Below are 26,015 nucleotides of genomic sequence, written 5' to 3'. Positions count from 1 at the left end.
TCCCGGCCGGGCCGCCCAACTCACTCCTGATGGAGCGTCAGGTTAGGCCCGGAGGCCCGGGAAGACCAGGGCCGTTCGTGCACCGTGACGGTAGGGGTCTCCCGGGCTCAGCCGTCCCGTCGCACGCCCTCCAGCGCCTTCCGCAGCCGCCCCAGACCCTCGCGGATCTCCTCCGGGGAGTGCGTCACGAACGACAGCCGGACGGCCGTGGCGTCCGGCGGCCCGGCGAAGAACGGCGCCCCGGGGACATAGGCGACGTCATGCCGCACCACCTCGGGCAGCAGCGCCGTCGCGTCGTATCCCTCGGGCAGCGTCGCCCACACGAACATGCCGCCCGCGGGACGGTTCCACCGCGAGCCCTCGGGCAGCGCCGCGGGGAGCCCGTCGACCAGCGCGTCCCGCCGCTCGCGGTAGGCGTCGCGCACCCGCCGCAGATGTGCGTCCAGGTCCGCGACCGCCAAGTACCGTGCCGCGGCGGCCTGGTCGACGGTCGAGGTGTGCAGGTCGGCGGCCTGCTTGGCGAGGACACAGGCGCGCCGCAACGCGGCCGGCGCACGCAGCGAACCCAGCCGCATCCCGGGCGCCATCACCTTGGAGAACGAGCCGAGCAGCGCCGTACGGTCCTCCGCTCCGGGGAACGACGCGACCCACGGCACCGGCTCACCCTCGAAACGCAGCTCGCTGTACGGGTCGTCCTCGGCGATCCACAGCCCCCGCCGGGCGGCGACCTCGGCGACCGCGGCCCGGCGCTCGACGGACAGCGTGCGGCCGGTCGGATTCTGGAAGGTCGGCACCAGGTAGAGCAGCTTGGGCCGCTCGCGCGCGGTGATCTCGTCCAGCGCGGCCGGGTCCAGACCCTCGTCATCGGTCGGCACCGGCACCACTCGCGCACCGGTGAAGGAGAAGATCTGGAGCGCCGCGAGGTAGCAGGGGTCCTCGACCAGCACCACATCACCCGGCTCCAGCAGAGCCGTGGCCAGCAGCGTCAGTCCCTGCTGGGAGCCGGTGGTCACCACCAGGTCGTCGGCGTCGGTGGGCAGCCCGCGCGCGGTCGTACGCGCCGCGACGGCCGCGCGCAGCGCCGGATCGCCCTCGCTGGTGGAGTACTGAAGGGCCCGCATCGGGTCCTCGGTCAGCACATGCCGGAAGGCGGCCGCTATACCCGCCGCATCGAACAGCTCGGGCGCGGGCAGCCCACCGGCGAACGAGATGACCTCGGGACGGGCCGTGAGCGCCAGGATGTCGCGCACCGGCGAGCTGCGGGTCCGCGCCACACGCGCGGCGAGCTCCGGGACGGCAGTGACTGCGTGGGCAAGGATCGCGTCCGACATGGCGGCTCCCATCGCTCGTGTCTGCGTTCAACCGGCGTCAGCTACAGACACAGGCAGCCTAAGCGTGCCGACGAGCGGTGTGCAGGGGTGCCCGCATGGTGGGCCTTCACAGGGGAAAGCCTCGGAGTGATGTCGTGCGGTCCGGCTACGGTGACCTCCAGACGTGGATTACTTCGAATGGGGGCGCGGAATGGATCCGTTGGTACTCGCGGCGGGAACTGCCTTGGTGAGCAGCATGGCAACCGATGCCTGGCAGCACGCCCGCGAGGCAGCGGTGGCTCTGTGGCGCCGAGCGCATCCGGACCGGGTGCCTGCCATCGAGGCCGAGCTCGCCGACGTCCGGTCGGAGGTGATCGCGGCCCGCGACGAAGGCGACGCGCAGGCGGAGGAGGAACTCGCCGCCGACTGGCAGCGCCGTCTGCGCAGGCTCCTCCGGGACGATCCCTCCCTCGCGAACGAACTGCGCCGTGTCCTGGACGAGGAGTTGAGTCCGCTGCTGGCCCCTGCCGAGCAGTCCCGCATCGGACAGGTGCAGATGAACGCGACGGCCTCCGGCCATGCTCGCGTCTATCAAGCGGGTGGCAACCAGACCATCCGGGAAGCGTGAGCGAAGCCCGCACAAGGGTATCTCCCGCGTCCTGAAGGGCGCACTCACGGGACGAGGCAGTGAACCAGCGTGGCCGGCAGAGGAGTTCAAGAGAATGTCGGAGCAGGATCCTCGCGGGAATATCGGGACTCCCGAAGTCGTGGCCCACGGTCACGGGAGAGTTTTCCAAGCAGACAGAGATCAGCACATCACTGAGCATCACCACCACTACGGCGGTGATGCGACGGGACAGCCCTTCCCGCAGCAGTCTCCGGAAGCCAGGGAAGCGGGACCGGACTCGATTCGGGTGCCCCTGGCGGCACCGAAGCCCGTCGTCGTACGGAATCGGGACGAGGCCAAGGCGAAGCTGGTCTCCGCCGTGACGACTCGGGACGGTGCGCGGATCCATGTGCTGCACGGAATGGGCGGATGCGGCAAGACCACGCTGTCGCGGTTCGTCTTCGATGAGACGGTCAGCGGCCGTGCCGTTGAGGGATTCTGGGTGAGTTCCGCCAGCCGTTCCGTATTGCGTGCGGGCATGCTGTCCGTCGCCGCCGAGCGAGGTGCCACCACTGCGGAACTCGACGCGGTCCATCGAGGGCTTCGGCCGGCCGCGGACCTGGTCTGGGGGTACCTGGACCGGCCGGGCACGCCGTGGATACTCGTGATGGACAACGCCGATGACCCCACCTTCCTCGACGGCGGATGGCTCAGGTCCAGCCGGCACGGGACCGTCCTGGTGACCACACGGCAGGCCCAGTCGCCGGTCTGGGCAGACGCCGAACTCCACCACATCGGTCTGCTGCCGCCGCAGGATGCGGCCCTGGTGCTGAGTGACCTCGCGCCCGCCACAGGGAGCGACAAGGACGCACTGGAGCTGGCGCAGGCAGTGGGCCGTCTTCCGCTGGCTCTCACGCTCGTCGGGTCGCAGCTTTCCGATCAGCTGCTGGAGGCGGTGACGATGGCCGACTTCCGCCGTCGGCTCGCGCATCAACCGAGTGTGCAGATCGATAACGGAAGCGTCCCCTGGGACACCGATATGCGGCGGACCCTCGGCAGCACCTGGCAACTCTCGCTCGATGCGCTGGCGGAGCGAGGGCTGCCGGACGCCGGCACGCTCATGCGTGTGTTCAGCTGCTTCGCCCCTGATCCACTGCCCATCAGCCTGATCCGGCCAGGAGAGTTGGAGGCCGCCGGGCTGGGAAGGCTCCAACCGCCGCTTTCCAGCAGCCGAGTTGCGGCATGCCTGCGAGGGCTCATCGGCCAGGCCTTGGTCCTGGTCGAGGATTACCCCGGCCAGGGTGGTGAACCGCCCACTCGTATCGTGCAGCTCCACGCGCTGGTGCTCGACACGGTCTTCGGGGGCATCCCCGCGCGCATGCGTGCACCCCTGTTGGTTGCGGCTGCCTCTCTCTTCCTCCGGGCCCGCCCGGAGGAAGTCCCCACACCTGCTGGAGATCGCATGCGAAACATGATGACCCCGCACGCTGTCCAATTACTCCGGAACGCGGAAGCGGAAGGCAGCGAGCAGGTCATTGCCGCCGCCTTGGCGTCGGCCCGACAGCTCCGCGACGACCTGATGACGCGAGGTGAGGAGCTCAGTGCGCATCCGCTGGCGCAACGTGTGGTCGAAGTGGCCCAGCGGAATGCTCCGGCAGACGACCCGGCTCTCCTCGAGGACCAGCACCAGCTCGCCCGGACTCTCGTCTGGACCGACGAACACGATGCCGCGATCTCCTTGCACCGTGAGGTGCTGACACGGCGCGAGCGCACTTTGGGCGCCGATTCCCCGGACACGCTGCGCAGCGCGCATGAGCTGTTCTTCGGCCTCTACTACCTGGGGGACTGGCCGGCTGCCGAGCGCACGGTCCGCCGGGCCGCGGAGGGGCGCGAGCGGGTCCTGGGCAAGGGGCACCCCGACACCTTGCACAGCCGAGGCCTTCTGGCGGAGGTGTTGTGCCGCATGGGGGATGAGGAGGAGAACGTCCGGATCTCCGAAGAGATCTGTGAGGTCAGCGAAAGGGTGCTGGGAGCGGAGCATCCCATCACCATCAGCAGCACCCTCACCAGGGCATTTGTGCTCGACGAAGTGGGCAGGCCGGCGGATGCCGAGGGTCCGGCCCGCCGCGCTCTGGAGGCCTGTAGGCGGGTGCACGGTGAGCAGCACTGGCTCGCGATGGCCAGCGCAAATCGGCTCGCCATGGTCCTTCGGGGCCTTGGCCAGTGTGAGGAAGCCCAGCGCCTGGCGGAGGAAGTCCTCGGCGTGCGGCAATCGATGCTCGGAGATGAGCACCACCACACGCTGCTCATCCGTATCGAACTCGTGCGTATCGCGCATGCCGCCGGGCGTGCGGAAGAGGCGGTCGAGCTGGGGAGGGCGACGCTCGAAGCCTGCCGGCGCGCGCTCGGCGAGGATCACCAGGAGACGATCGACTGTCTCGCCGCGTTGCGGGCGGCGGAGGACGCGGCGCGGTAGCTGCACCCCTAGGGCGTGTCGTTTGGATCAGGCCGGGCTCGCGGGGTCTGGCACGCGCATCTGCGGCGCTGTCGTCACTCTTCCCCAAGCTCTCGGCTTCGCTCGAGCAGGGGAGACCCCACCCGCTCCGCGTCGACTCCCTCCTCCGCCTTGCAGCTGCACGCACCAGACCCCGCTCCCTGATCCAGCCTGATCCAAACGACAGGCCCTAGCCAGCAATCTGACGGAGTATCAGAATGGTGCTCCGTCAGATCTGCCTGCCCTGGGAGTGTTGCGATGGACGAGGTCACGCACGTGGACGCGTATGCCCAGTTGGCCGGCGTGGGCCCGTACGGCGTCAGTCCGGGGCATGCGCTGATCACGATGGTGGAGCCGCATGCCGGACACGAGCGTGCCTATAACAGGTGGTACGAGGACGATCACTTCATCGCTGGAGCCATGGCCATGCCATGGATGTATGCGGGGCGTCGATGGGTGGCGACGCGTGACCTCCAGCTCCTCAGGTACCCGACGGAGTCCGCGGTCGCCCGGCCGGTGACCAGTGGTTGTTATATATCGACATACTGGGTGACAAAGGGGCGCTATCCCGAACACATCAAGTGGAGCGTGGGAATCAATCAGCGCCTCAATGAGGACGACCGCGTCTATCGCGATCGGACCCATGTCTTTACGGCCTTCCACGAGCATGTGGCCACGGTCTACCGAGACGGCGCCGACGGCCCCCGTGATTTCCATGCCTTGCATTACCCCTACGACGGGTTGGTCGTGCAGGTTATCGATACCGCTGATGCCGGTCAGCGCTCCGAACTTCTCGAGTGGCTGTGCGCGGAGCACCTCAAGGAAAGGCTGACCGGATCTCCGGCGGCCATGGTGATGGCCTTTTGCCCGCACCCGCTGCCGACGGACCGAATGTCGTACGTCAAGCAGGTGGAGGGGGTGGAGAGCCGTGTGACGCTCCTATGGTTCCTGGAGCAGGATCCGCGAGTGTGCTGGAGTGAGCGTTTCGCGGGGCTGGATTCCCTCGTGGCGGATCATGGTCTCGGCTCCGTGGAATTGGTTGCGCCCTTCATTCCCACATTGCCGGGAACCGACCGCTATGTCGATGAGCTCCGTTGAGCGGCGGCCTCGGTTCCGGCAGATAGCGAAGAGGTGGCCGGCGCTCAGCAACTGCATGCTGGGCGAGGCTGAGCCCCCTCGGCCAGGACGGCGGACCAGTCGAGAGGGCTCGTCATCGTGATGCGGGACAGCGGCGTCGTCAGGCGCTACCAAGACGTCCGCGGTCGATATCCGAAAGCAAAGCCGTCCAGGCCTGCTCCGAAAAGGAGAGGACCGGCCCACGCGGCGCCTTGCTGTCGCGGACGGCTACCGCTGACTCATCCAAGCGGGCGATCTCGACGCAATTTCCGTCCTTACCCGAGTATGTCGACTTCTGCCACATCAGAGTCGTGTTGAGCTTCCTCGTCATTGTCACTCCCGTGCGTTCGGGTTGGCGAGAAGTGGTGACTTCTCGGAGTGCTGACGACGCTACGCTCCAACATCGCTAACGGGAGGGCGTGATCACTCGACCGGATGACATAAACCGGAGTGCTCTTCCGTCGGGTGCGGTGGTGGTGTATTTTCCGCCTCCGCGGTCTCAGGTGGCGTACTCCTTGGCCACGTCTGAGATGAATTTTCTGGTCTCGTCCGCATTCAGCGCCTGAGCCCGCAGATGCTCGTACATGATCCCGTACTTGTGGACGTCTCCGTGCTTCTCCAAGTAGAGGTCGCTGGTGACGCCTTCCAAATAGACCGTGGTCGAGTCCGACGGGTCGTCGAACTCCAAGATGGAGAACGTCCCGGTCATACCAGGGTGTGACCCCACCGAGTACGGGACCACCTGGAGGGTGACATGGGGGAGCTGGCTCAACTCGACGAGGTGCTCGAGCTGTTCGCGCATCGTCTGGCGGTTCCCGACGATCCGACGGGTGGCCGACTCATCGATCACGGCCCAGAAGCGGAGCGGGGTCTCGGAAGCGTGCAGCCGCTGCTGTCGCTTGAGGCGCACGCCGACCCGGCTCTCCACGTCCTCCGGAGTGGCCTCGGGCCACATCCCGCGGATCACGGCCTCCGCGTACTCGGGCGTCTGAAGGAGGCCCGGAACCAGAAGTGACTCGTAATTCCGCACGGAGAGCGCATCGGCTTCCAGGCCGATATAGACGCTGTAGCTCGGCGAGAGGCTCCCGAATGCGTGCCACCAGCCTTGCTGACGGGACTCCTTGGCCATTTGCATGAGGGATTCGACCATGTGCTGATCGGCGACCTCATAGACCCCGCACAGATCGCGGACATCGCGCTGGCTGATGCTGCGACGGCCGTTCTCCAGTCTGCTGATCTTCGACTGCGAGACGAGCAGCCGGTCCGCCACCTCTTCTGCCGTCATGCCTTTGGCCTCTCGAAGCCTGCGCAGCTCCTGGCCCAATCGGCGTCGCCTGACGGTGGGGTTGACGTTGGACGCCACGCTAAGTGCACCTCCGGCTCCGTACTGCTGTTTTCTGGTCAGCAGACTGCCACCAACGGTCCGCGCCGCGCTGGCAAATGGCCGGACAAGGTGGTCGCGATGGAAATTTGGGACCGGAATTGCGAAAGCGCGACCGTGCATGTGCGCGGGGTGGCGGGCCGGCCGTCGTCCAGAACGGTCGGCCCGCCACCCCGCGCTTCTTGCTGCGGCTCCCGAACGGGATCGTGGGGACGGTGGTGCGGGTGCTGTACCGGTGGTGCGGGAGACGCCTGCGGCGCCTTACGGCGTCAGCGGGCGCCCACCCGGGCCATCCGGCCGTGGCCGTGCCGTGACTGGCCCGGCGCGCCGGCCGGCTCAGCCGTGGCCCGGGCCACTGGTTGCCCTACGGCTCCCGCGCCGGCCGCCTGCGGCCGCCGAGGCTGGGCCACGGCGCCGTTCTGCACATCCATGACGGCGTGTGCGACCAGCCCGCCCATCGGGTCGTGTCGGATCAGATCCCGGAGACGGGAGCGCGATGAACGCCCTTCATTCCCTGGATACAGATGCTTGCCGAGGCCGACCGCATGGGCCAGCGCGGCAAGCGCCGCGGTCCGCGGGTCCGGGGGTACGCCGGTGCGGATCGCGTTGTCCAGCCGGGCCCTGATTTCCCGGCTGATGGCTGTCTCCGTCGCTTGGTAGCGCGTCGTCGGCAGCACCCCGCACATCTGTCCCGCCACGGCATGCACCATGCCGCACCGTTCGAGGTGCGTGAGGTAGGTCTGGCGCAGCCCCAGCCGGGGCCCGCCGATCCAGTGGACCGCGCGCACCGGACTGCCGCGTCGGCGCAGCAGTTCGAGCGCGGAGTCCAGAGTTGGATCTCCTGTCGGCCGTGCCATCACCACGGCGATACGATCCCCATCTGGGGCTATCCGTCCTGCCAGAGCCAGCTCTACTAGCTGGGCCCCGGCCAGGCCGAGGTCGAGCGACTGCGGCTGCGCTGTGGTACCCGTCGTCGGGTCCAAAGCGAGCAGCAGAAGCTCCTCCGGAATTGTTCTGCGGCTCCTGCCCATCCATGCCTCCCCGCGTGGATGAATGACAGGGTGACCCCTCTCACATTCATCTGTCGAGAGTGCGTGGGGGGTTCGATAGGGAACCGGTAGGTATGTCGTTCTCGTCTTGCACGTCGGCGACATCTTTCTGTGGGGTGCGGCGCCTTCCGGTACGCGTGGCGGCGAGGTGGTGCCACGCGGACACAGGACACTTGGAAACACTGGGCCAGGCAGGCAGTGCGACGTATGAAGGAGACATCGGTGGCGGGCGAGTCCCCCGACAAGTCGGACAAGAAGCAGTCGTCGGGGAAGACGGCGCGGAACACACGTGATCCGCGCCTGTCGGCCTTCCGCGGAGAGCCGGCCGAGCCGGCAAAGGAACCGGGGGCCGGTACGGACTCGAAGCCTGAGAAAGAGCCGGAGACCGCGGCGGCGTCGAAGTCCGCGGCGAAGCCGGAATCCGGGGCGAAGCCGGGGTCCGGAGTGACTTCGGAGCCTGCGGCCGGGGCGGAGTCTGTGGACTCGTCCGAGGCTTCTGGGGAGTCCGGGGCATCCGAGGCTTCCGGGGCGTCTCAGGGCGGCGCTGAGGGCTCTGGTGGTGCCGCGGGCGGAGACGACCGCCTCCGGGCCGCTGTGGCCGCCTGGGTCGCCGGGAGCGACGAGGAGGGCGCCGAGGCGGGCGACGGCGCAGGCGAGAGCGCGGCCGGTGACGGTGACGGTGAGGACTCCGTGGTGTCGAGCGCGCGCGATGCGGACGTGGACGTGGACGGGGCCGATGGTGTGGACGGGGATGCGGACGGTGCCGTCGCAAAGCCGGATGCAAAGTCGGAGGCCGGGGCTGACGTGAAGGCCTCGGATGTCACCGCCTCGGACGCCAAGGCTGGTGGGAAGGCCGAGGTGGCGGCGGACGGGAAGGCCGCCGCCACCGGGAAGGCTGCCCCGGAGGCCAAGACCAAGACCAAGGGTGACGGCGAGGGCGACGGTGGTCGTGGTGACGCCGCGTCCGGTGAGTCCGCGCCCGAGGCCGAGTCGAAGGGCGGGGCGAAGGCTCGGTCCGGTGGCAAGGCCGTGTCCGAGTCTTCGGCCGCGCCCGAGGTCGTCGATCAGCCGACCGCCGTGTTCAAGACCGTCGGGCCGCAGAAGAGCAGGTCCGACGAGCGGGTCGGCGCTGCCGCTGAGGCCAAGGCCGACGGTGAGGGCGACGAGGGTGAGGCCGATGGGTCGGCGGTGGATGACGCGACCCGGGTGTTTGCTGTCGCGAAGCTGAAGGGTGCGGCGGCCGGTGCCGTCGACCAGGCGACCACCACGCTCAAGATCAACCCGCCCGCCAAGGCGACGGACGCGGTCAAGGCCAAGGACGCGGGCAAGGCCGAGGACGTCGCCAAGGGCAAGGCCGAGAGCCAGAGCAAGGCCGAGGGCAACGGCAAGACGGAGAGCAAGCCCGAGGGCAAGGGCAAGGCCGACTCCAAGGACGCCGCGAAGGCCGATGCCACGGCCGACGCCAAGGACGCCGCGAAGGCCGATCCCAAGGACGCGGCGAAGGCTGACGGCAAGGGTGACGCCAAGGCTGACGGCAAGGGTGACGGCAAGGCGGCGGTCGCTCCTGAGCGGGATTCCGAGCGGACCAGTCAGTTCGTGGCGCTGAAGTCGGCGGACGACGGTACGGCCGGGAGGTCGCTGGGCAAGACGGCGCCCAGGACGCCCGCCCGTACGGCCGACACGGCCGTGGAGAAGCCCGCCGACAAGCCGGAGGGCAAGGCGGCCGACAGGACGGCCGACGGGACGGCCGAGAAGGCAGCGGGCAAGCCGGAGGGCAAGGCCACCGGCGCGCTGCCCGCCGCCGTGCCCGCGAAGCCTGCCGTGCCCGCGAAGCCCGCCAAGCCGGCGAAGTCCGCCGCGCCGGCGGCCGCGCCGGCCAAGCCTGACAGCCGCCCGGGTGCGATGCCGCCCGCCGCCGGAGCCACGGCCGCCGACGCTCCCGCCGCGGTGCCCGAGTCGGAGCGGACCAAGCAGCAGCCGCTGCCGCCGCTCGACCTCCTGGCGAAGCTCACCAACACTCCGCCGCCGCCCGAGACCCCGCTGCGTACGGTCGCCCGCCGGTTCAAGATCTGGACCCCGCTGGCGGTGCTGCTGGCGATCATCTTCGTGGTCGCCCAGGCGGTGCGCCCGCTGCCCAACCCGACGCTCACCCTCGGCGACGCCGCATCCTCGTTCACCTTCGAGGGCGGCAAGCTCGCCATCCCGTGGCCCGCGCACGGGCAGGCGGCGGTCAAGGTGGTGGGCTCCGGGGACCTGGGGACGTTCGGCCCGCAGAAGCCGGTGCCGACCGCGAGCGTGGCCAAGATCATGACGGCCTATGTCATCCTCCGGGACCACCCGCTCAAGAAGGGCGAGACGGGCCCGCAGATCGAGGTCGACGCCAAGGCGGTGGCCGAGGGCGGCTCCACGAGTGAGTCCCGGATCGAGGGGCTCAAGGCGGGGCAGAAGTTCAGCGAGCAGGACATGCTCAAGATGCTGATGATCCCGTCCGGCAACAACATCGCCCGGCTGCTGGCCCGTTGGGACACCAAGTCCGCCAACGAGACGGCGTTCGTCAAGAAGATGAACGCCGCCGCCAAGGGCCTGGGCATGAAGAACTCCACCTACACCGACCCCAGCGGCCTGGACCCCAAGACGGTCAGCACCGCCGTCGACCAGCTCAAGCTGGCCGAGGCCGTCATGAAGTTCGACGCCTTCCGGCCGATCGTCGCCATGACCAACGCCGACATCCCGGGCCTGCCGGGGCGGATCAACAGCAACATCGACAACTTGCTGCTGGCCGGGCTGAGCATCAAGGGCATCAAGACCGGCTCCAGCACGGCGGCCGGCGGCACGCTGTCCTGGGCGGCCTACAAGAGCGTGGGCGGCAAGGACCGGCTGGTACTGGGCACGATGATGGACCAGCACTTCAAGGGCCTGGACCCCAACGGCTCCAACAGCCTCACCCTGGTCAAGAACAACAGCCAGAAGGTCATCGAGGCCGTACGCAACGCGCTGACCTCGACCACGGCGGTGAAGAAGGGCCAGGTCGTCGGCTATGTCGACGACGGCCTGAACGGGCGCACACCGGTCGTCGCCACCAAGGACCTGAAGGCGATCGGAGTCCCGGGCCAGAAGCTGGAGTTGAGCGTCGGTGACGGAGGCAAGATCGTCCCGCACACCGCGAAGGCCGGTACCGAGGTCGGTGTGCTGACCGTCGGCAACGGCGAGAGGAGCCAGAAGGTGCCGGTCGCTCTCCAGAAGGATCTCGTGGAGCCGTCCTTCGGAGCGAAGCTGGTCCGCATCACCTGAGCGGGCCGGGGGCTGCGGGCGTCCGGCCCGCGGCCCCCGGATCGCCGCCCGCGGCCCCTGGTTCACCGGCTCCGCCCGGTTCCGGGGGGCTGATCCCCTCATGTCCCGCGGCCACCGCCTGCGTTCCTTCCCCAGTGGCCGCCGCGTGCGTTCGTTCCCCGGCGGCCGCCTGTGCCGCCGGTGGCCGCCGCCCCTGGTCGCCCATCTGGTCGTCCACCGGCCGCCCGCTCTATCGTGAGCCTGCCTTTCTGACTGTCTGTCTGTCCGTCCGTCCGGTGCGTGAGCGGAGCCCGTCATCGACGTAGCGCAAGCGCAGAAGACGTACGTGTCCCCTGTCGCCGCCCGTGGTGCCTGGGTGGCGCAGGGCGCGGTGGTGCTGATGCCCGCGGGGCTGATGCTGTTCCTGGGGGCGTGGGGGATCCGCCGGCAGGACGCCATATGGCGGGACGAGGCCGTCACCTACGACATGGCGCACCGCGGCCTGGCCGATGTGTGGGCCACGCTCCAGCATGTCGATGTCGTGCACGGCCTGTACTACGTGCTGATGCACCTCTGGTTCGCCGGCTACGACGCCACCCTCCGCGGCGCGTTCGGCGATGCGGTCGGTCTGCGGCTGCCGTCCGTGGCGGCGATGACGGTCGCTGCCGCCGGGGTCGCGCTGCTGGGGGAGCGCCTGGTCGGCCGGCGGGCGGGGTTGCTCGCGGGCTGCACCTTTGCGCTGATCCCGGTCGTACAGCAGTACGCGCAGGAAGGCCGCTCGTACGCGACGGTCTGCGCGCTGGTCGTCTGGGCCAGCTTGCTGCTGGTGCCGGCCGCCGCCCGCCCGCGCCGAAAGCTGTGGCTCGGCTATACGGCGCTGATGCTGTTCGCCTGCCTGCTGCACGAGTTCGCCTCACTCGCACTGCCCGCACACGGCGCCGCGGTGATCCTCGCGCGGCTGCCCCGCCGGGTACTGCGCTCCTGGCTGCTCGCCGCGGTCACCGTTCTCGCCGGTCTGGCCCCGCTCGCGGTGTTCAGCACCCGGCAGTCGGCGCAGATCAGCTGGCTCATGTGGCCGGACCCCGTTCAGCTGCTGACCTTCGCCGTGCTCGCGGTTCTCGGCATCGCCTGCACCCGCGTCCGGATCCGCTCCCGCGGCCCGATCGGACTGCGCGCCCTCGGCCTCCCCCTGCTGCTCCTGCCCACCCTGCTCCTGCTGCTCCTCTCCCATGTCGAACCCGCCTACGTGGACCGCTATGTCCTCTACTACGTCGTCGGGTTCGCGCTGCTCGCGGGCGCCGCGCTGGCGCGGCTGCTGCGGCCGCCAGGGGAGCTGGGCCAGACCCGTGGCCGACGGCTGCGGTGGACGATGACGGTGGTGCTGATCGTGGCGGTGCTGGTGCCCGTCAACGTCCATCTGCGCAGTCCGGACAGCCGGGTCGACGATGTCACCGCGATCGCGCATGCCATACGGGAGGTGGCCGAGCCCGGTGACGGACTGCTGTTCATGCCGTCCCGGAGGCGGATCTGGCGGGCGACCCTGCCACGCGACTTCCGCGGGCTGCACGATCTCGCCCTGGCCGAGAGCCCGTTGGCCTCGCACACCCTCTACGGCACCGAGCGGTCCGGCGAGGCGATCCGATCCCGGATGCTGTCCGTCCGCCGGATCGTCGTCGCGGGCGACCCGGACGGCCAGCCGGTCGACGACAACGACCAGGAAATCGCCAAACGGACCACTCTGCGCGAGGCGTTCGGGATCTGCCGCAGCACACAGGTCCGGGGTGCCCGCATCACGGTGTACGCGCGGGCGGGGGCTTGCGGTGAGGGTGGGTAGCTTTCTGCGGGACTGCGGGACTGCGGGACGCGGGTCTGCGGGCTTGCGGGCTCCCGGACCCCGGCACCCCGGGCGCCGTCATTCCCCTTGTGGTGGGTGGAAGCTGCGTACGAGCTCGATGCGCCCGACGATGTGCCGGTTGAACTCCGCCAACTCCTCGGCCGGGACCCATAGTTCGAGGATTGTCTCGCCGCCCGCCTGGCGCACCGGATAGCGCGCGGCGAAGTCCGCCTCGACCTCGAAGCGGGTGACGTGGCCGACCCCGGAGGCCGGCACGTTCCAGTCGCGGGCGATCCGTATCGCGTAGTCCTCGTTGAGCACGGGATAGAAGATCGGCTGGTCGGGCAGGCGTGGCGGCCAGGCGCGCCAGCCGGAGGCCTCGACCAGGGCGAGCTCCTCGGGGCCGGTGGGGCGCCAGAGGGTGCGGGTGGCGGGCGCGGCCTCGTCCGGGCGCGGCGTGTCGATCATGCTCGTACGGTACGGGGGAGGGGCCGGTGGGGGCGCGGAGATTTCGGGGGGCGGAGATCTCGGGGCACGGAGAGTTCGGGGGGCGGGCGCGGGGAGCCCGGGGTGCTCGGGGTGCCGGGGGAGCTCGGGGTGCGGGGGAATCGGGCGGTCCGGCCGGAGGGGCGGGTGGTGGTGCGGGCGCTGGTCGCCGAGGGGGTCGACGGGTCGGGCCAGGTCGGGTCGAGCCAGGTCGGGCCGAGCCAGGTCGGGCCGAGCCAAGTTGGGCCGGGTGGGCGCAGGCGCTCGCTCACCTCGGGCCGTCGCTGCCCCGCCCGGCGTCGGCGAGCGCGTACCCGCTGTCCCGGTGGGGGCACGTGCCTGACGTCCCGGTGGAAGTGCTGCGCACTCGCCGTCCCGGTGGAAGCGCGTACCCGCCGTCCCGGTGGAAGTGCTGCGCACTCGCCGCCCCGGTGGAAGTACGCACCCGCCGTCCCGGTGGAAGCGCGTACCCTCCGCCCCGGTGAAGGCGCGCCCCCGTCGCCCCCGTCGAGGAGCCCCCGCCCGGGTCGCCGCATCGGTGCCCCGCACGCCCCAGCCGGCCGCGTTCAGGCGCCGTCAAGGGGTGCGTTCCGTGAGTGGTGTGGCGAGCCGTGCGGGCGGGGTGCTGTACGCCGGAGTGGTCATGACTGCTATGTCCGCCGCGAGTCTTCGGCGCCTACCGAAGGGACTCCGGCCTACGGTGCCCGTATGAGCACCTCCCCGGAGTACGCCACCTTTCACTTCCATGCGCTGCACCATGCCGACCAGCCGCTGCTGCTGCCCAACGCCTGGGATGTCGTCTCGGCCGCCGCGCTCGCCGGGGCCGGATACGCGGCGATCGGCACGACGAGCCTGGGCGTCGCGGCGGCCCACGGGTACCCGGACGGGCGCGGGCTCGCCGAGGTCCGGGACGCGACGCTGGCCCTGGCGCTGCGGCTCAATGGCCGGCTGCCCTGCCCGTACACGGTCGACGTGGAGGGGGGATTCGGCGGCGGTCCCGGCCAAGTGGGTGATCTGGCGGCCGAGTTGGCGGAGGCCGGGGCCGCCGGGCTGAATCTGGAGGACGGTCTGCCCGGCGGCGAGGGGCTACAGGATCCGGTGCGCCAGGCCGAATTGATCAGCGCGGTGAAGGAGCGGGCGCCGGGCCTGTTCCTCAATGCCCGGATCGACACCCACTGGCTGACGGACAGCCCGCCGCCGCTGTCGGTGGCGCTCGAACGCGCCGAGACCTATCTGGCGGCGGGCGCAGACGGCATCTTCGTGCCGGGCGTCACCGCCGACGAGGACGTATCGGTCCTGGTCGCGGAGATCCCCGCGCCGCTGAACATCCTCTTCGCCCCCGGACAGCACACCGTCAGCCGTCTGGCGGAGCTCGGCGTACGCCGCATCAGCACCGGTTCGCTGCTCTTCCGTACGGCCGTGCAGGCCACTCTCGCGGCGGCGGACGCCATCCGTACGGGCCGGCGGCCGGCGGATGCGGCCGGGGCGGGCGGCGAGGTGCTGGGCTATGAGGAGGTGCAGCGGTTGGTGGCGGGGGAGGAGTAGGGCGAACGGGAGTGGTGCCGTGGCTCAGGCCTGGCGTTCCCGGCTGCCGTGGCGCCGGCGCTGTACGACGACGATGGCGCCCGCCACACCCAGCGCGCCCGCACCGCCTATCACCCCGGCCTTGGGCAGATGGCCGGCCTTCTCGGCCAGGCCGGCCAGTCCGTTGTCGGGCAGCATGATCGACTTGCGGCTCTCCGTGGGCACGGTCGAGTCGGCGGCGAAGGCGGCGCCTGCGGGAAGCAGCAGGGCCGCCAGCGCGCCGGTCGCGACGGTGGCGGTACGGATCACGGAGCGGCGCTGGGCCGGCATGGGTACTCCTCGTCGTGGGCGGCTCGGGCCGCCGTATGGGGCGCGGTTCTGAGAACCACGCTACGGAGTGTCCTTAACGGTAATCCGTACGTTGTGTAACAGTCGCCAAGATCTCTGGGAGCGGTCGTGTGAAGGAAGGCTCGCTCGGCCGGTGCAAAGGCATATAAAAGCCGTCGGAATGGCCGATCTGAAGATTCCGCCCGGCATCATCTTGGATAGCGTTGTGTCAGGTTACGTCCGCATATAAAGCGCTTCCCTCGCGGGTGGTCACCCCGAGTGATCGGTTCCAGGGGTCCGTCGGGCCGGGCGGTGCACGGGCCACGGGCCCAGCGGCAAGGCGTAAAGGCGGTGGCGACGACATGCGACGGTTGCGGCCCCGCACGGCTCTGCCCCCGCTCTCCGCCGGCAACGCCCACAACACCCGCTTCTCCCTCCCCGGCCGCTCCCGCCGCTTCCCCACCTCCTCCCTCCTCGTGCTCCCCGTCCTCGCCGCCCTCACCTCACTTGCCCTCCTCGCGGGATGCGCGGGCGTGGAGGGGGTGCAGAGCGAGGGGCGCGCCCGGGACGTGGATGCGCCGCTGGTGCTGTGGCCGAAGTATTCGCCCGCCCCGCCCGGCCGGGACGAGAACCCGGTGGCCCTGGTGCCCGTACCGAACGTCCCGCGGATCCCCAGCGGCACCATGGCGGACGCGAACCCGCTCGCCGTTCTCGATGCGGACATCGCCGCGCAGGGCCGTACGCCGCCCGCCCCGAAGGCCGTACGCCGTCCCGAGCTGCACGACATCACGCGTGACGGCAAAGCGAACCTGATCATGGCCGTCGACCTCGATCCCCGCACCAGCGAACTGCGCGTCTACAGCGTCCAGCGCACGGTGGTGACCCGGGTGCTCGTGCTGCGCGGTGTGCTGGCCGGTGTCGAGCTGGCGGCCGGGCATCTGGTCATCCGCGAGCCCACCAAGGATCCGCGCTACGTCAGCGTCACCGACTATGTCTGGGACGGCCACTCGATGAGCTTGTGGAACCTCACCCTCGACGACGCCCGTACGCCCCAGACCCCGCGGGCCGGCGGCGGCAGCCCATGAAACGCCCGGCGGTCTCCCTCCGCTGGAAGATCGCGCTGACCGTGATGGCGGTGAGCTGCGCGGTCGCCGCCGTCCTCGGTGTTCTCGTCCACAATGCGGTGGCCCGGCAGACCGTCGGCCAGGTCCGCAAGGAGACCCGCGCAAACCTCGACAGCGCCCTGGAACTCTTCGAGTACGGCACCTCCCGCGAGGGCCTCAACTCCCTCCTCGACCCGCCCGAACTGCCCGCCGACCTGCGCCGGCTGGCGCGCTCCGGGCAACGCGGCACCATGGTGGGGACGTATCGGGGCCGCCCCGTCATGTGGGCGGCGGCGCCGGCCGACGGCCAGGTCATGGCCACCTGGCTGCCCTTCGGCAACACCCGACGCTCCCTGGAGATGCTCGACACCGCCATCCTCGGCTCGGCCGTGCTGGCCGCCGCGGTCGTCGCGCTCGCCGGTCTGTTCCTGGCCCATCGCATCAGTCGGCGGCTGGGCATCACGGCGGCGGTCGCGCGCCGTATCACCGCCGGAGATCTGGACGCCCGGGTCGGCCACGGCGCAGATCAGGGGCCGGGCGGCGGCGCGGCGGGGCGGGACGAGGTGGCGGCGGTGGCCGCGGCGCTGGACTCCGTGGCGGGCTCCCTACAGAGCCGTCTCCAGGCCGAACAGCGCTTCACCGCCGATGTCGCCCATGAGCTCCGTACGCCGCTCACCGGCATCCTCGCCTCGGCCGAGCTGCTGCCGGAGGGCCGTCCCAAGGAGATGATCAACGATCGGCTGCGGGCGCTGCGTCGTCTCACCGAGGATCTGCTGGAGATCTCCCGGCTGGACTCCGGCACCGAGCACGCCGACCTCGCCGCGTATGCCCTCGGGGCACTGGTCGAAGGCTCCGTACGCGCCACCGGCCTCGACACCGTCGTGCGGATCGGCGCCGACACGGTGGTCGAGACCGACCGGCGCCGCCTCGACCGCATCGTCTCCAACCTCGTCATCAACGCACACCGGCACGGCCGCGCCCCGGTCGTCGTCACCGTCAACGCCCCGCCCGGCGGCCCACCGACCATCGAGGTACGCGACCACGGCCCCGGTTACCCCGTCGACCTGTTGCACCACGGCCCGCAGCGCTTCCGCACCGACGCCCCGGGCCGCGGCAAGGGGCACGGCCTGGGCCTGACCATCGCCGTCGGCCAGGCCGCCGTCCTGGGCATCGACCTCCGCTTCACCAATGCCCCCGACGGCGGCGCCCGCGCGATCCTCCGACTGCCTCAGGACGCCGCCGTCGCGCCATGACCCGTCGCTCCATGACCCCGGCCTCAGGGGGTGCTGTCACCAGTCAATGTCATCCGGCGGCTCCGGCAGTGCCTCGTCATCGAACGGATCCGGCGCGGCAGGGACATCGACGGTCGCCCCGGCCGGCCCGGCTGTCCCGCTCGGCCTGGCTGATCCCGCACTCCTGGCCGGCCCGGCGGTCCCGTTCGCCCCGGCACTCTTGGCCGACCCGGCACTTCTGGCCGCCTCGGTTGCCTCGACTGCCGCTGCCCCGCCGGCGCTCTCGCCACTGAGGCTCTCGCCGTCGGGTGCCTCCCGGCCCGCCAGCACATCCAGGATCTGCGGGCCGTACTTCGCGAGCTTGTTCTCGCCGACCCCGTTGACCGAGCCGAGCTCGGACGTGGTCGTCGGCCGGAGGGTGGCGATCTCCCGCAGCGTTGCATCGTGGAAGATCACGTACGCGGGCACGCTCTGCTCCTTGGCCGTACGGCCCCGCCAGCCGCGCAGCGCCTCGAAGACCGGCAGCGCCTCCTCCGGCAGATCCGCCGGCGCCGCACGCTTGCCCTTGGCCTTCGCCTTGGCCGCCCGCGCCGCCTTCTCCGGCTCCCGCCGCATCAGCACCTCGCGCCGGCCGCCCAGCACCTCGCCGCTGGCATCCGTGAGCACCAGCGTGCCGTAATCGCCCTCTACGGCAAGCAGCCCCTGCGCCAGCAACTGCCGTACGACACCCCGCCATTCGGCTTCCCGGAGGTCGTCCCCCACCCCGAAGACGCTCAGCCCGTCGTGATCGAACTGAATGACCTTGGCGGTCTTCTTCCCCGTCAGGATGTCGATGATCTGGCCCGCGCCGAACTTCTGCCCGCGCTCACGCTTCAGCCGTACGACCGTGGACAGCAGCTTCTGCGCGGCCACCGTGCCGTCCCAGGTCTCCGGCGGGACCAGGCACGTGTCGCAGTTGCCGCATGCGCCGCTCTCCTGGCCGAAGTAGGCCAGCAGCCGGACCCGTCGGCACTGCACCGTCTCGCACAGCGCCAGCATCGCGTCGAGATGGGACGACAGCCGCCGCCGGTGCGCCTCGTCCCCCTCCGACCCGTCGATCATCTTCCGCTGCTGGACCACATCCTGGAGCCCGTACGCCAGCCAGGCCGTCGAGGGCTGTCCGTCGCGCCCGGCGCGGCCCGTCTCCTGGTAGTAGCCCTCGACCGACTTGGGCAGATCCAGATGGGCCACGAACCGGACGTCCGGCTTGTCGATGCCCATCCCGAACGCGATCGTGGCGACCACGATCAGCCCGTCCTCACGCAGGAACCGGGCCTGGTTCTCGGCACGCGTCCGCGAGTCGAGTCCCGCGTGATAGGGCACCGCCGCGATGCCGTTCTCCACCAGGAACTGCGCGGTCTTCTCCACCGAGGCCCGCGACAGGCAGTAGACGATCCCCGCGTCCCCCGCATGCTCGTTCCGCAGCAGCTCCAGCAGCTGCTTCTTCGGCTCGCTCTTCGTCGCAATGCGGTACTGGATGTTCGGCCGGTCGAAGCTCGCCACGAAATGCCGGGCGTCCGCCATCCGCAGCCGAGAGGAGATCTCGGTATGGGTGGCCTCGGTCGCGGTGGCGGTCAGCGCGATCCTCGGGACCTCGGGCCAGCGCTCGTGGAGCATCGACAGCGCCAGATAGTCCGGCCGGAAGTCATGGCCCCACTGCGCGACACAGTGGGCCTCGTCGATCGCGAAGAGCGAGATCTTCCCCCGGTCCAGCAGGCTCAGCGTCTGCTCGACCCGCAGCCGCTCGGGCGCCAGATAGAGCAGATCCAGTTCCCCTGCCAGGAACTCGGCCTCGACGAGCCGCCGCTCCTCCAGGTCCTGTGTCGAATTGAGGAACCCGGCCCGCACCCCGAGCGCCCGCAGAGCGTCGACCTGGTCCTGCATCAAGGCGATCAGCGGCGAGATGACAATGCCTACACCGGCTCTGACCAGCGAGGGAATCTGGTAGCACAGCGACTTACCGCCACCGGTCGGCATCAGGACGACCGCGTCCCCGCCCCCTATGACGTGCTCAATGATCTCCTGCTGACTGCCGCGGAACGACTCATACCCGAACACCCGGCGCAGCACCTGCACCGCCTCGCTTGCGTCCGAAGCGCCTTCCACATCCATGTCCACGACCACTTCCACGTCCGCCAGAGCCATTCCTGAAGCCTACGAGTTCCGAGGGGGTCGCCGTCGACCCTGTGGATAACTCGCACCGCCGTGCACGGTCAGACCGGTCGATATCCCACGAAGCGGAACGAACAGGCTCTGCGCCCTTCCGCACGGCTCGGCGGCACCGATCCGATCCGCTCACTCCGCCGGAAGCGGCGGCAGCTCCGCATGAGCCACCTTGAAGCCACCCTTCGTGACCGAGGCGAACGGGGCCGGTGCCATACAGGTACCGACGTGCGGGGAGGTGGCGTGGCCATCGACGACATCGACGTTCGAGACGGCCCAGGAGAATCCGACCCTTCCCTTGCCGGGACCGCCGTTCTTGACGCTGAAGCCCAGCCGCTCACCGATCTCCTCCGGGTCCTCCGACTTGGTGACGACGGCGCTGAGGGTGGCGCTGTCACCCCCGGTGACCAGGCAGTCCACCGAGGCTTCCGCACGTCGGCCCTGCTTCTTCCCGGGCGACCAGTGGGAGATCGTCACCGTGCCGCGCGCATCGGTGGGCATTCCGTGTGGCAACCCGTTGATGGGGCGACTGAACGGGGCCGCCTTGGCGTCGACCGAGAAGCGGATGTCGTCGTGGGGCGAGTAGCGGTAGAAGACCCGGGCTCGGCCGCTCACCTGGCCGTGCCCGGCCGCGTTCGCCCCACCCGCCACAGTGTCCGAAGTGTCCGACGACGAAGACACAGTCGAAGCGGTGGCGGTGGCGGTGGCGGTGGCGGTGGCGGTGGCGGTGGTGGTGGTGGTGGCGGTGGCGGACGAGCTGAGCCCGGCCGTCGCGGCGAGTAAGGCCGCGGCGAGTGCCACCCCGATCGCAGTCCGGCGGCGTCGAGGAGCAGCGGACCCGCGACCGGAGACGGAGGAGGAGGTAGTGGGAGAAGACGGAGAGGAGGGAGAGGAGGGGGGAGTGAAGCTGAAGTCGGGCATGGTGGGCTCCCTTGCTCTGCGGCGATCGCGTCGACCACCGCCGTATCGATGACGAGGCCTCAATCTGGTGCAGGCCGGCGGACCGGACCATCCGCCGATCGGCAGATCTCGGGTGCCGGAACGGTTGTCCCTCTGCCGTTCGGCGGAGGGCACGGCAGCACCCCCGCTCGTAGGATCGATGGCGTCGGGCGGTGAACGTCGGGCGGTGAACGCCGGGACGTGACTCCGTGCGGTGAACTCTCAGGGATAGCCCCGGGCGGTGAACGCCGGGTGATAGCGCCGGGGGCGACGCACATGGGGGTGGGCCGATATGACGCGCCGTGATCTGACCCTGGCCGTGATCTACGCCGCGGCGGGCTGTGCCGCTTTGGGCGCCCTCGCCCTCGTGTACGGCACGAAGGCGGCGCTCCCGTACGGAGCCCTACCGGCCGTCGCGGCCGCCACGCTGCTCCTCTGGGCCCTTTCCTGCTGGCCGCGCTCGCGGGAGCGCCTCGCCCGCCCGTCAGTGCTCGTCGGCGGTCTGTCGCTGATCACCACGGTGGTCTCCGACCCTCCCGCGGTGCCCGGAGGGGCCGTGTGGCGGCCGGCCGAAATGGCGGTGCTGCTGGTGCTCCTTGCCGTAGTGGCCCGTTGGGGCCCGCTCCGGCAGGCAACGGCGGCGGGTGGGATGGCGGGTGCGGCCGTTGTGGCATGGACGCTGCCGCTGGTCCCGGAGCCGTCCTTGCTGTCGCTGGCCGGCGCCGCCGCCTTCTGGTCGTTGCCCGTACTGGGTGCGGCCGTCATCGGCGGCTACCCACGGCTGGTGGAACACCGCCGGTGCCGCCTGGTCATCGAGATCCGTCGTTCCCAGCAGCTCGAACTCGCCCGGGAACTGCATGACTTCGTGGCACACGACATCAGCGGAATCGTCGCGCAGGCACAGGCTGCCCGCTTTGTGGCCGAGTCCGATCCGGGACAGGTCCTGCCTGCCCTGGAACGCATCGAGAGAGCCGGGCTGAACGCCCTGGCGTCCATGGACCGCACGGTACGGATGCTCCACGAAGCGAACGGCAATGACATCGAGCCGCTACCAGGAGTGGACCAACTCCCCTCCCTCATCGAGCGATTCACCTCCGCAGGAACCACCGAGGCCCGGCTCGCCATGCCGTCCGGCGCCCTGGGCTCCCTCTCCCGTGAGACCAGCTCCACGGCCTACCGGATGGTCGTGGAGGCTCTCACCAACGTCCGCCGCCACGCCCCCGGAGCCACCCGCGTCGAGGTGACCCTCACCCCGGCCCGTACCGCCACCGACCGCACACCCGCTATCGAGATCCAGGTCGTCAACAACGCCGCAACCACTCCCACCACCAGCGCCGCAACCACTCCCACCACCAGCGCCGCAACCGCTCCCACCACCGCCACCCTTCCCACCGCCATCACCAGTCCCGCCCCCGCCATCACCCCCACCACCCCCTCCTCCCGCATCCGACCGAATCGCGACGGTCATGGCGGCCGCGGCCTGACGGCCCTGCGCGAGCGCGTACACACGGCAGGCGGGACCCTCTCCTACGGTCCGTGCGAGGGCGGTTGGCGGGTGCAGGCCATGCTCCCGCAGACCCGGACGCTCCCCCAGGAGTCCTCGTGAGCGGCACTCCCACCCGCATCCTCCTGGCCGACGACCAGGACGACGTCCGCAGCGGCTTCCGGCTCGTCCTGGACTCACAGCCGGATATGACCGTCATCGGCGAAGCCGCGGACGGCGCCACCGCGCTCGACCTGGCTCGCCGCCTCCGGCCCGACGTCGTCCTCGCGGACATCCGCATGCCCCGCCTCGACGGCCTGGAACTCACCCGCCTGCTCGCGGGGCCCCAGGCCGCGCAGCCGACCCGGGTGGTCGTCGTCACCACCTTCGATCTCGACGACTACGTACACACGGCACTTCACCACGGCGCCTGCGGCTTCCTGCTCAAGCGCTCCGGGCCGGCGCTGCTGATCGAGGGCGTCCGGGCGGCGATGGCGGGCGATGCCCTGATCAGCCCCCAGATCACCGTACGGCTCCTGCGTCAGCTGTCCCCGCCGCCACGGCCCCGGACCACTGCTGAGGACAACCCGGCCCCCGACACCCGTCCGGTCCCCCTCACCGCCCGCGAGCGCGACATAGTCCGCCTGGTCGCCCGCGGCTCCACGAACCAGGAAATCGCCACCCGACTCTTCATCTCCGCGGGCACGGTCAAGACCCACCTCGCCAACATCCAGTCCAAGCTGAAGGTCCGCAACCGGGTCGAGATCGCGGCATGGGCCTGGGAAACGGGGCTGGTCCTGCCGGGGGCATGAAGGGGCAGTGGAAGGGGCCATGAAGGGGGCAGGGAGGAGGCAGAGAGGGGGCCGGGAGGGTGCCTCGGAACGGTCGTCGGACGGCCGGCCCGCGTCGTCGGAGCATCCCGGTGAACCGCGCTGAACTGCACATACCGTGGTGTCGCCGCATGTTCCCGCGCACGACAGCACATTCAGGGGCGCCCCCGCCTGCTGTCTCACGGCCTGTCAGACTTTGCGTGCACGTTGAACCACTTCCGGAACGGACACGTGGTCTCCAGTGACAGCTGTATGCCACACGTCCCGGGGAGATTCATGACGCGCAGATGGTCGCTCATTTCCACGATTGCCGTACTGACCGTCGCGCTGGCCTTTGTCGTCACCCAACTGGTGCGCGGCCAGGGGGCCGGGGAGTCCGGGAAGCAGCAGGCCGGGGGGACATCGGCCGCGCCGAGCCCGGGTGCTGACGCCGGGTCGCTGCGCGGCGTCGGGTGGTGGCCCCTGCACCGGTCCGGCACCGCGAAGGCGGGTGAGCGCGACGCCGTCGTCAGTGGCGGCGGGCAGTGGACCGACGGCCCCGAGGGCGGCGCCCTGCGGCTGGACGGCACCCACGGATACGCGGACACCGGTTCCCGGATCGACACCGCCGGCAAGGACTATTCGGTCGCCGCACGGGTGCGGCTCACCCCCGAGGGCATGAACGGCTTCCACACCGTCCTGTCCCAGGACGGCGACCGGTTCAGCACGTTCTTCCTCCAGTACTCCGGCCAGGACCAGAACTTCGCGTTCAGTTTCACCGGCGCCCGTACCGTCGCGGAGAAGGCCGAGCAGCCGCAGGCCGGCCGCTGGTACCACCTCACCGGCACGTACAGCCGGCAGGACCACCGGATGCGGATCTACGTGGACGGCCGGCTCGCGGGAAGCAGAGAGGCTTCCAGCACGGTGAAGCCGACCGGTTCCGTGGTGATCGGACGCGGCAAGTTCGACGGCAAGGCGGCCGACCACTGGAAGGGCGCTGTCTCCGATGTGCATCTCTACGACCGCGAACTGACCTCCCGTGAGGTGAGCTCGCTTTCCTCCCGCGAACCGGGCTGACGGCGGTACCGGGGCGGGTTCACCGCCGCCGTAGGCCGGCGGACACGCCGCACGGAGCGGACGACCGCTCGTGACGGCGCCCGCCGGCCTTCCCGCGGCCGGCGGAATCCGACTTCCCCACAGACGACCGGAGAGGAAAAAGGCCTTTGTCGGCCAGTGCTTCGACCGAAGACTGCATATCCCGCCCCCGCACCGCGGAACTCCGTCCCGACGAGTTCCTCAGAGCCCTCTACCAGTTCCACGGCAGCGCGTTGTTGCAGTTCGCCGCGCGGCGGCTGGGGGGCGACTGGCACCGCGCCGAGGACGCCCTCCAGGAAGTCGCGCTACGCGCCTGGCGCCACGCCGGGGAGCTCGACCCGACCGCGGATTCGGCGCGGCCGTGGCTGTTCACCGTGCTGCGCAACCTCGTGATCGACGGTCACCGGGCCCGCCAGGCCAGACCGCCGGAGGCCGGTGACCCGGAACTCGCGCACCTGCCGGTGTCCGACGACGTGGACCACATCCTCACCTCCCAGGTGCTCTTCGAGGCGTTGCGGGACCTGCGGCCGCCGCAGCGCGAGGTCCTGCTGCACGTGCACTACCTGGGGCGCAGCGTCAACCAGACGGCCAGGGTCCTCGGCGTGCCGCCGGGCACGGTCAAGTCGCGGACGTACTACGCCGCCCGCGCCCTGCGGGAGGCGCTGCACAGCCGCGGGCTGCACGCGGGCGGCCAGGACCGGGCCGCCGGATGAGACTCATGCGAAACGCCCCGCGTGCCGGGTGATCTCCAGGCCGAGTGGTCCGGTGTCGAGCGATCCGTCCGCACCGGCCCGCCAGGGCCACCCCGCGGGCGCGTCGCCGAGCACCAGCAGCGCGTCCCCGCGCCGTAGGCCGTCCAACGCCCCTTCCCGCCGCGGGAGCTGTGAGGCGTCCACGACGAACAGGTGCGGCGCCTCGCCCTGGACGGCGATCCGGCTGCTGCCCTCGATCAGCCGGAAGATCTGGGTGACCTCGGACGATCCGGGCTCCGGCGCTCCCGGGCCCGCCGAAGCCGCCCTGGCGAACGCCTCCTCCAGGCTGGCCGCGGTGTGCAGACGCGAGGTCCGCGGTGCGTCGGCGGCCATGAACCCGTCGCCGGCCAGGGACCCCACCAGGGTGACCTCGGCGAGCGCGCCCACCGGGCCGGCGAGCGCCTCGGCGACGACGGCCTGCGCCAGGCTGCGCACCTCCTCGTCCGGGCCGGCCACGGAGACGGGCCCCGCCGCCCGGGAGAGGTCGACCAGCACCCGGTCGGCGCCGTCCAGTCCCACCGTCACCGTCAGCGCGTACGGCAGGGCCGGTTCGCCCTCCGGGCCGGGGCGGTGCAGGTTGTCGGGCGAGATCGTCCAGCGCTCGCCGTCCGCCTCGGCGGTCCAGGGCGCGGGGGCGGCCTCCTCCGGGCCGGCCAGCAGCAGTCCGAGGCGTTCCTCGGAGTAGACGACGGCGTACAGGTCGGGCAGCGACCGGCCGGAGCGCAGGCACTCGCCCGTCAGCCGGCGCAGGCCCGCGTTGACCACGTCCAGCGCCTCCCGCCCCACGACGGCGGCCGATGCGGCGGCGGGCTTCGGCGGGCGGGGCCGCCGCTCGGTGACGATCAGCGCGGCCACCGCTCCGATCAGCGCCAGCCCCAGCACCACGGCCAGGACGTACCAGATCATCTTCTGACTCCTTGTCGGGACGCCCCGGCGGCGGAGCCGGGACGGTCGAAAGCGGGGGCGACGGCACCGCGGCGATGTCGCGGTGCCCTGTACCCG

21 protein-coding genes are annotated in these 26,015 nt (G+C 70.6%); 12 read left to right on the top strand and 9 right to left on the bottom strand.

Features of this window, described 5'->3' with window-relative positions; translation table 11 throughout:
- Positions 1–107: 107 nt before the first annotated feature.
- On the bottom strand, positions 108–1,331 hold the full coding sequence (locus M8I34_RS29830) for a PLP-dependent aminotransferase family protein (RefSeq protein WP_250054592.1): 1,224 nt from the start codon (positions 1,329–1,331) through the stop codon (positions 108–110).
- A 235-nt stretch (positions 1,332–1,566) separates the two neighbouring features.
- Here M8I34_RS29830 and M8I34_RS29825 point away from each other — a divergent pair, with 235 nt between their 5' ends.
- The 3 genes from M8I34_RS29825 to M8I34_RS29815 all read left to right on the top strand — a co-directional run bounded on the left by M8I34_RS29825 (position 1,567) and on the right by M8I34_RS29815 (position 5,509).
- The gene (locus M8I34_RS29825; protein ID WP_250054693.1) at positions 1,567–1,938 is read left to right on the top strand and encodes a hypothetical protein; all 372 of its coding nucleotides are present in this window, start codon (positions 1,567–1,569) and stop codon (positions 1,936–1,938) included.
- A gap of 94 nt (positions 1,939–2,032) precedes the next feature.
- A complete protein-coding gene (locus M8I34_RS29820; RefSeq protein WP_250054590.1) occupies positions 2,033–4,393 on the top strand; it encodes a tetratricopeptide repeat protein in 2,361 nt (786 codons plus the stop codon).
- A 276-nt stretch (positions 4,394–4,669) separates the two neighbouring features.
- The gene (locus M8I34_RS29815; protein ID WP_250054588.1) at positions 4,670–5,509 is read left to right on the top strand and encodes a hypothetical protein; all 840 of its coding nucleotides are present in this window, start codon (positions 4,670–4,672) and stop codon (positions 5,507–5,509) included.
- 139 nt (positions 5,510–5,648) lie between these two features.
- Here the strand turns inward: M8I34_RS29815 and M8I34_RS29810 are convergent, their stop codons facing one another.
- From M8I34_RS29810 to M8I34_RS29800, 3 genes are all read right to left on the bottom strand, one after another.
- Positions 5,649–5,831, bottom strand: coding sequence for a DUF397 domain-containing protein (locus tag M8I34_RS29810; protein ID WP_308372726.1), 183 nt, complete (start codon positions 5,829–5,831; stop codon positions 5,649–5,651).
- A 195-nt stretch (positions 5,832–6,026) separates the two neighbouring features.
- Positions 6,027–6,890, bottom strand: a complete 864-nt coding sequence (locus tag M8I34_RS29805; protein WP_244414223.1) for a helix-turn-helix transcriptional regulator — start codon at positions 6,888–6,890, stop codon at positions 6,027–6,029.
- 287 nt (positions 6,891–7,177) lie between these two features.
- Positions 7,178–7,939: a GPP34 family phosphoprotein gene (locus M8I34_RS29800; RefSeq protein WP_244414224.1), complete on the bottom strand. Its 762-nt coding sequence runs from the start codon at positions 7,937–7,939 to the stop codon at positions 7,178–7,180.
- Positions 7,940–8,551: 612 nt separating this feature from the next.
- Here M8I34_RS29800 and M8I34_RS29795 point away from each other — a divergent pair.
- Entirely contained in the window at positions 8,552–11,248 is a 2,697-nt protein-coding gene (locus tag M8I34_RS29795; RefSeq protein ID WP_250054586.1) for a D-alanyl-D-alanine carboxypeptidase, read from the top strand.
- A 379-nt stretch (positions 11,249–11,627) separates the two neighbouring features.
- On the top strand, positions 11,628–13,061 hold the full coding sequence (locus M8I34_RS29790) for a glycosyltransferase family 39 protein (protein WP_284050960.1): 1,434 nt from the start codon (positions 11,628–11,630) through the stop codon (positions 13,059–13,061).
- Between the two features lie 78 nt (positions 13,062–13,139).
- Here the strand turns inward: M8I34_RS29790 and M8I34_RS29785 are convergent, their stop codons facing one another.
- The gene (locus tag M8I34_RS29785) at positions 13,140–13,529 is read right to left on the bottom strand and encodes an ADP-ribosylation/crystallin J1 (protein ID WP_250054582.1); all 390 of its coding nucleotides are present in this window, start codon (positions 13,527–13,529) and stop codon (positions 13,140–13,142) included.
- Between the two features lie 726 nt (positions 13,530–14,255).
- Here M8I34_RS29785 and M8I34_RS29780 point away from each other — a divergent pair.
- Complete coding sequence (locus M8I34_RS29780) at positions 14,256–15,092, top strand: isocitrate lyase/phosphoenolpyruvate mutase family protein (RefSeq protein WP_250054580.1); 837 nt, start codon at positions 14,256–14,258, stop codon at positions 15,090–15,092.
- A 24-nt stretch (positions 15,093–15,116) separates the two neighbouring features.
- Here the strand turns inward: M8I34_RS29780 and M8I34_RS29775 are convergent, their stop codons facing one another.
- Complete coding sequence (locus M8I34_RS29775; RefSeq protein WP_250054578.1) at positions 15,117–15,401, bottom strand: hypothetical protein; 285 nt, start codon at positions 15,399–15,401, stop codon at positions 15,117–15,119.
- A gap of 359 nt (positions 15,402–15,760) precedes the next feature.
- Between M8I34_RS29775 and M8I34_RS29770 the strand changes: the two genes are divergently transcribed.
- Together M8I34_RS29770 and M8I34_RS29765 are read left to right on the top strand one after the other, a co-directional pair.
- Positions 15,761–16,483, top strand: coding sequence for a hypothetical protein (locus M8I34_RS29770; protein WP_250054576.1), 723 nt, complete (start codon positions 15,761–15,763; stop codon positions 16,481–16,483).
- Positions 16,480–17,754: a HAMP domain-containing sensor histidine kinase gene (locus tag M8I34_RS29765; protein WP_250054574.1), complete on the top strand. Its 1,275-nt coding sequence runs from the start codon at positions 16,480–16,482 to the stop codon at positions 17,752–17,754. Before M8I34_RS29770 ends, M8I34_RS29765 begins: the two co-directional genes overlap by 4 nt.
- Before the next feature lie 36 nt (positions 17,755–17,790).
- Here M8I34_RS29765 and recQ read toward each other — a convergent pair whose 3' ends face one another.
- Positions 17,791–19,917 (bottom strand): DNA helicase RecQ, encoded by a 2,127-nt coding sequence (recQ, locus tag M8I34_RS29760; protein ID WP_250054571.1) that lies wholly within the window; start codon positions 19,915–19,917, stop codon positions 17,791–17,793.
- Positions 19,918–20,067: 150 nt separating this feature from the next.
- Positions 20,068–20,736 (bottom strand): hypothetical protein, encoded by a 669-nt coding sequence (locus tag M8I34_RS29755; RefSeq protein ID WP_284050955.1) that lies wholly within the window; start codon positions 20,734–20,736, stop codon positions 20,068–20,070.
- 430 nt (positions 20,737–21,166) lie between these two features.
- On the opposite strand from M8I34_RS29755, the gene M8I34_RS41465 reads away from it, so the two are divergent.
- The 4 genes from M8I34_RS41465 (at position 21,167) to M8I34_RS29735 (ending at position 24,974) form a co-directional block, all read left to right on the top strand.
- Positions 21,167–22,480, top strand: coding sequence for a histidine kinase (locus M8I34_RS41465; RefSeq protein WP_284050954.1), 1,314 nt, complete (start codon positions 21,167–21,169; stop codon positions 22,478–22,480).
- Complete coding sequence (locus M8I34_RS29745) at positions 22,477–23,169, top strand: response regulator transcription factor (protein WP_250054567.1); 693 nt, start codon at positions 22,477–22,479, stop codon at positions 23,167–23,169. Before M8I34_RS41465 ends, M8I34_RS29745 begins: the two co-directional genes overlap by 4 nt.
- Before the next feature lie 294 nt (positions 23,170–23,463).
- On the top strand, positions 23,464–24,243 hold the full coding sequence (locus M8I34_RS29740; RefSeq protein WP_250054565.1) for a LamG domain-containing protein: 780 nt from the start codon (positions 23,464–23,466) through the stop codon (positions 24,241–24,243).
- Positions 24,244–24,389: 146 nt separating this feature from the next.
- Positions 24,390–24,974: a sigma-70 family RNA polymerase sigma factor gene (locus M8I34_RS29735; RefSeq protein ID WP_250054563.1), complete on the top strand. Its 585-nt coding sequence runs from the start codon at positions 24,390–24,392 to the stop codon at positions 24,972–24,974.
- Between the two features lie 3 nt (positions 24,975–24,977).
- Here the strand turns inward: M8I34_RS29735 and M8I34_RS29730 are convergent, their stop codons facing one another.
- Entirely contained in the window at positions 24,978–25,919 is a 942-nt protein-coding gene (locus M8I34_RS29730) for a hypothetical protein (RefSeq protein ID WP_250054560.1), read from the bottom strand.
- Positions 25,920–26,015: the final 96 nt, after the last annotated feature.

Source organism: Streptomyces sp. MCA2 (genome assembly GCF_023544705.1).
In the GTDB taxonomy this organism is placed as follows: Bacteria; Actinomycetota; Actinomycetes; order Streptomycetales; family Streptomycetaceae; genus Streptomyces; species Streptomyces decoyicus.
Note: the sequence above shows the minus strand (reverse complement) of the source record. Positions and strands in the feature narration are given on the sequence as shown.

Excerpts from the sequence above, each read along its gene's own strand:
- M8I34_RS29830 (WP_250054592.1), bottom strand. The coding sequence starts at position 1,331 with ATGTCGGACGCGATCCTTGCCCACGCAGTCACTGCCGTCCCGGAGCTC.
- M8I34_RS29825 (WP_250054693.1), top strand. The coding sequence starts at position 1,567 with ATGGCAACCGATGCCTGGCAGCACGCCCGCGAGGCAGCGGTGGCTCTG.
- M8I34_RS29820 (WP_250054590.1), top strand. The coding sequence starts at position 2,033 with ATGTCGGAGCAGGATCCTCGCGGGAATATCGGGACTCCCGAAGTCGTG.
- M8I34_RS29815 (WP_250054588.1), top strand. The coding sequence starts at position 4,670 with ATGGACGAGGTCACGCACGTGGACGCGTATGCCCAGTTGGCCGGCGTG.
- M8I34_RS29810 (WP_308372726.1), bottom strand. The coding sequence starts at position 5,831 with ATGTGGCAGAAGTCGACATACTCGGGTAAGGACGGAAATTGCGTCGAG.
- M8I34_RS29800 (WP_244414224.1), bottom strand. The coding sequence starts at position 7,939 with ATGGGCAGGAGCCGCAGAACAATTCCGGAGGAGCTTCTGCTGCTCGCT.
- M8I34_RS29790 (WP_284050960.1), top strand. The coding sequence starts at position 11,628 with ATGCCCGCGGGGCTGATGCTGTTCCTGGGGGCGTGGGGGATCCGCCGG.
- M8I34_RS29785 (WP_250054582.1), bottom strand. The coding sequence starts at position 13,529 with ATGATCGACACGCCGCGCCCGGACGAGGCCGCGCCCGCCACCCGCACC.
- M8I34_RS29780 (WP_250054580.1), top strand. The coding sequence starts at position 14,256 with ATGAGCACCTCCCCGGAGTACGCCACCTTTCACTTCCATGCGCTGCAC.
- M8I34_RS29775 (WP_250054578.1), bottom strand. The coding sequence starts at position 15,401 with ATGCCGGCCCAGCGCCGCTCCGTGATCCGTACCGCCACCGTCGCGACC.
- M8I34_RS29770 (WP_250054576.1), top strand. The coding sequence starts at position 15,761 with ATGCGACGGTTGCGGCCCCGCACGGCTCTGCCCCCGCTCTCCGCCGGC.
- M8I34_RS29765 (WP_250054574.1), top strand. The coding sequence starts at position 16,480 with ATGAAACGCCCGGCGGTCTCCCTCCGCTGGAAGATCGCGCTGACCGTG.
- recQ (WP_250054571.1), bottom strand. The coding sequence starts at position 19,917 with ATGGCTCTGGCGGACGTGGAAGTGGTCGTGGACATGGATGTGGAAGGC.
- M8I34_RS41465 (WP_284050954.1), top strand. The coding sequence starts at position 21,167 with ATGACGCGCCGTGATCTGACCCTGGCCGTGATCTACGCCGCGGCGGGC.
- M8I34_RS29740 (WP_250054565.1), top strand. The coding sequence starts at position 23,464 with ATGACGCGCAGATGGTCGCTCATTTCCACGATTGCCGTACTGACCGTC.
- M8I34_RS29730 (WP_250054560.1), bottom strand. The coding sequence starts at position 25,919 with ATGATCTGGTACGTCCTGGCCGTGGTGCTGGGGCTGGCGCTGATCGGA.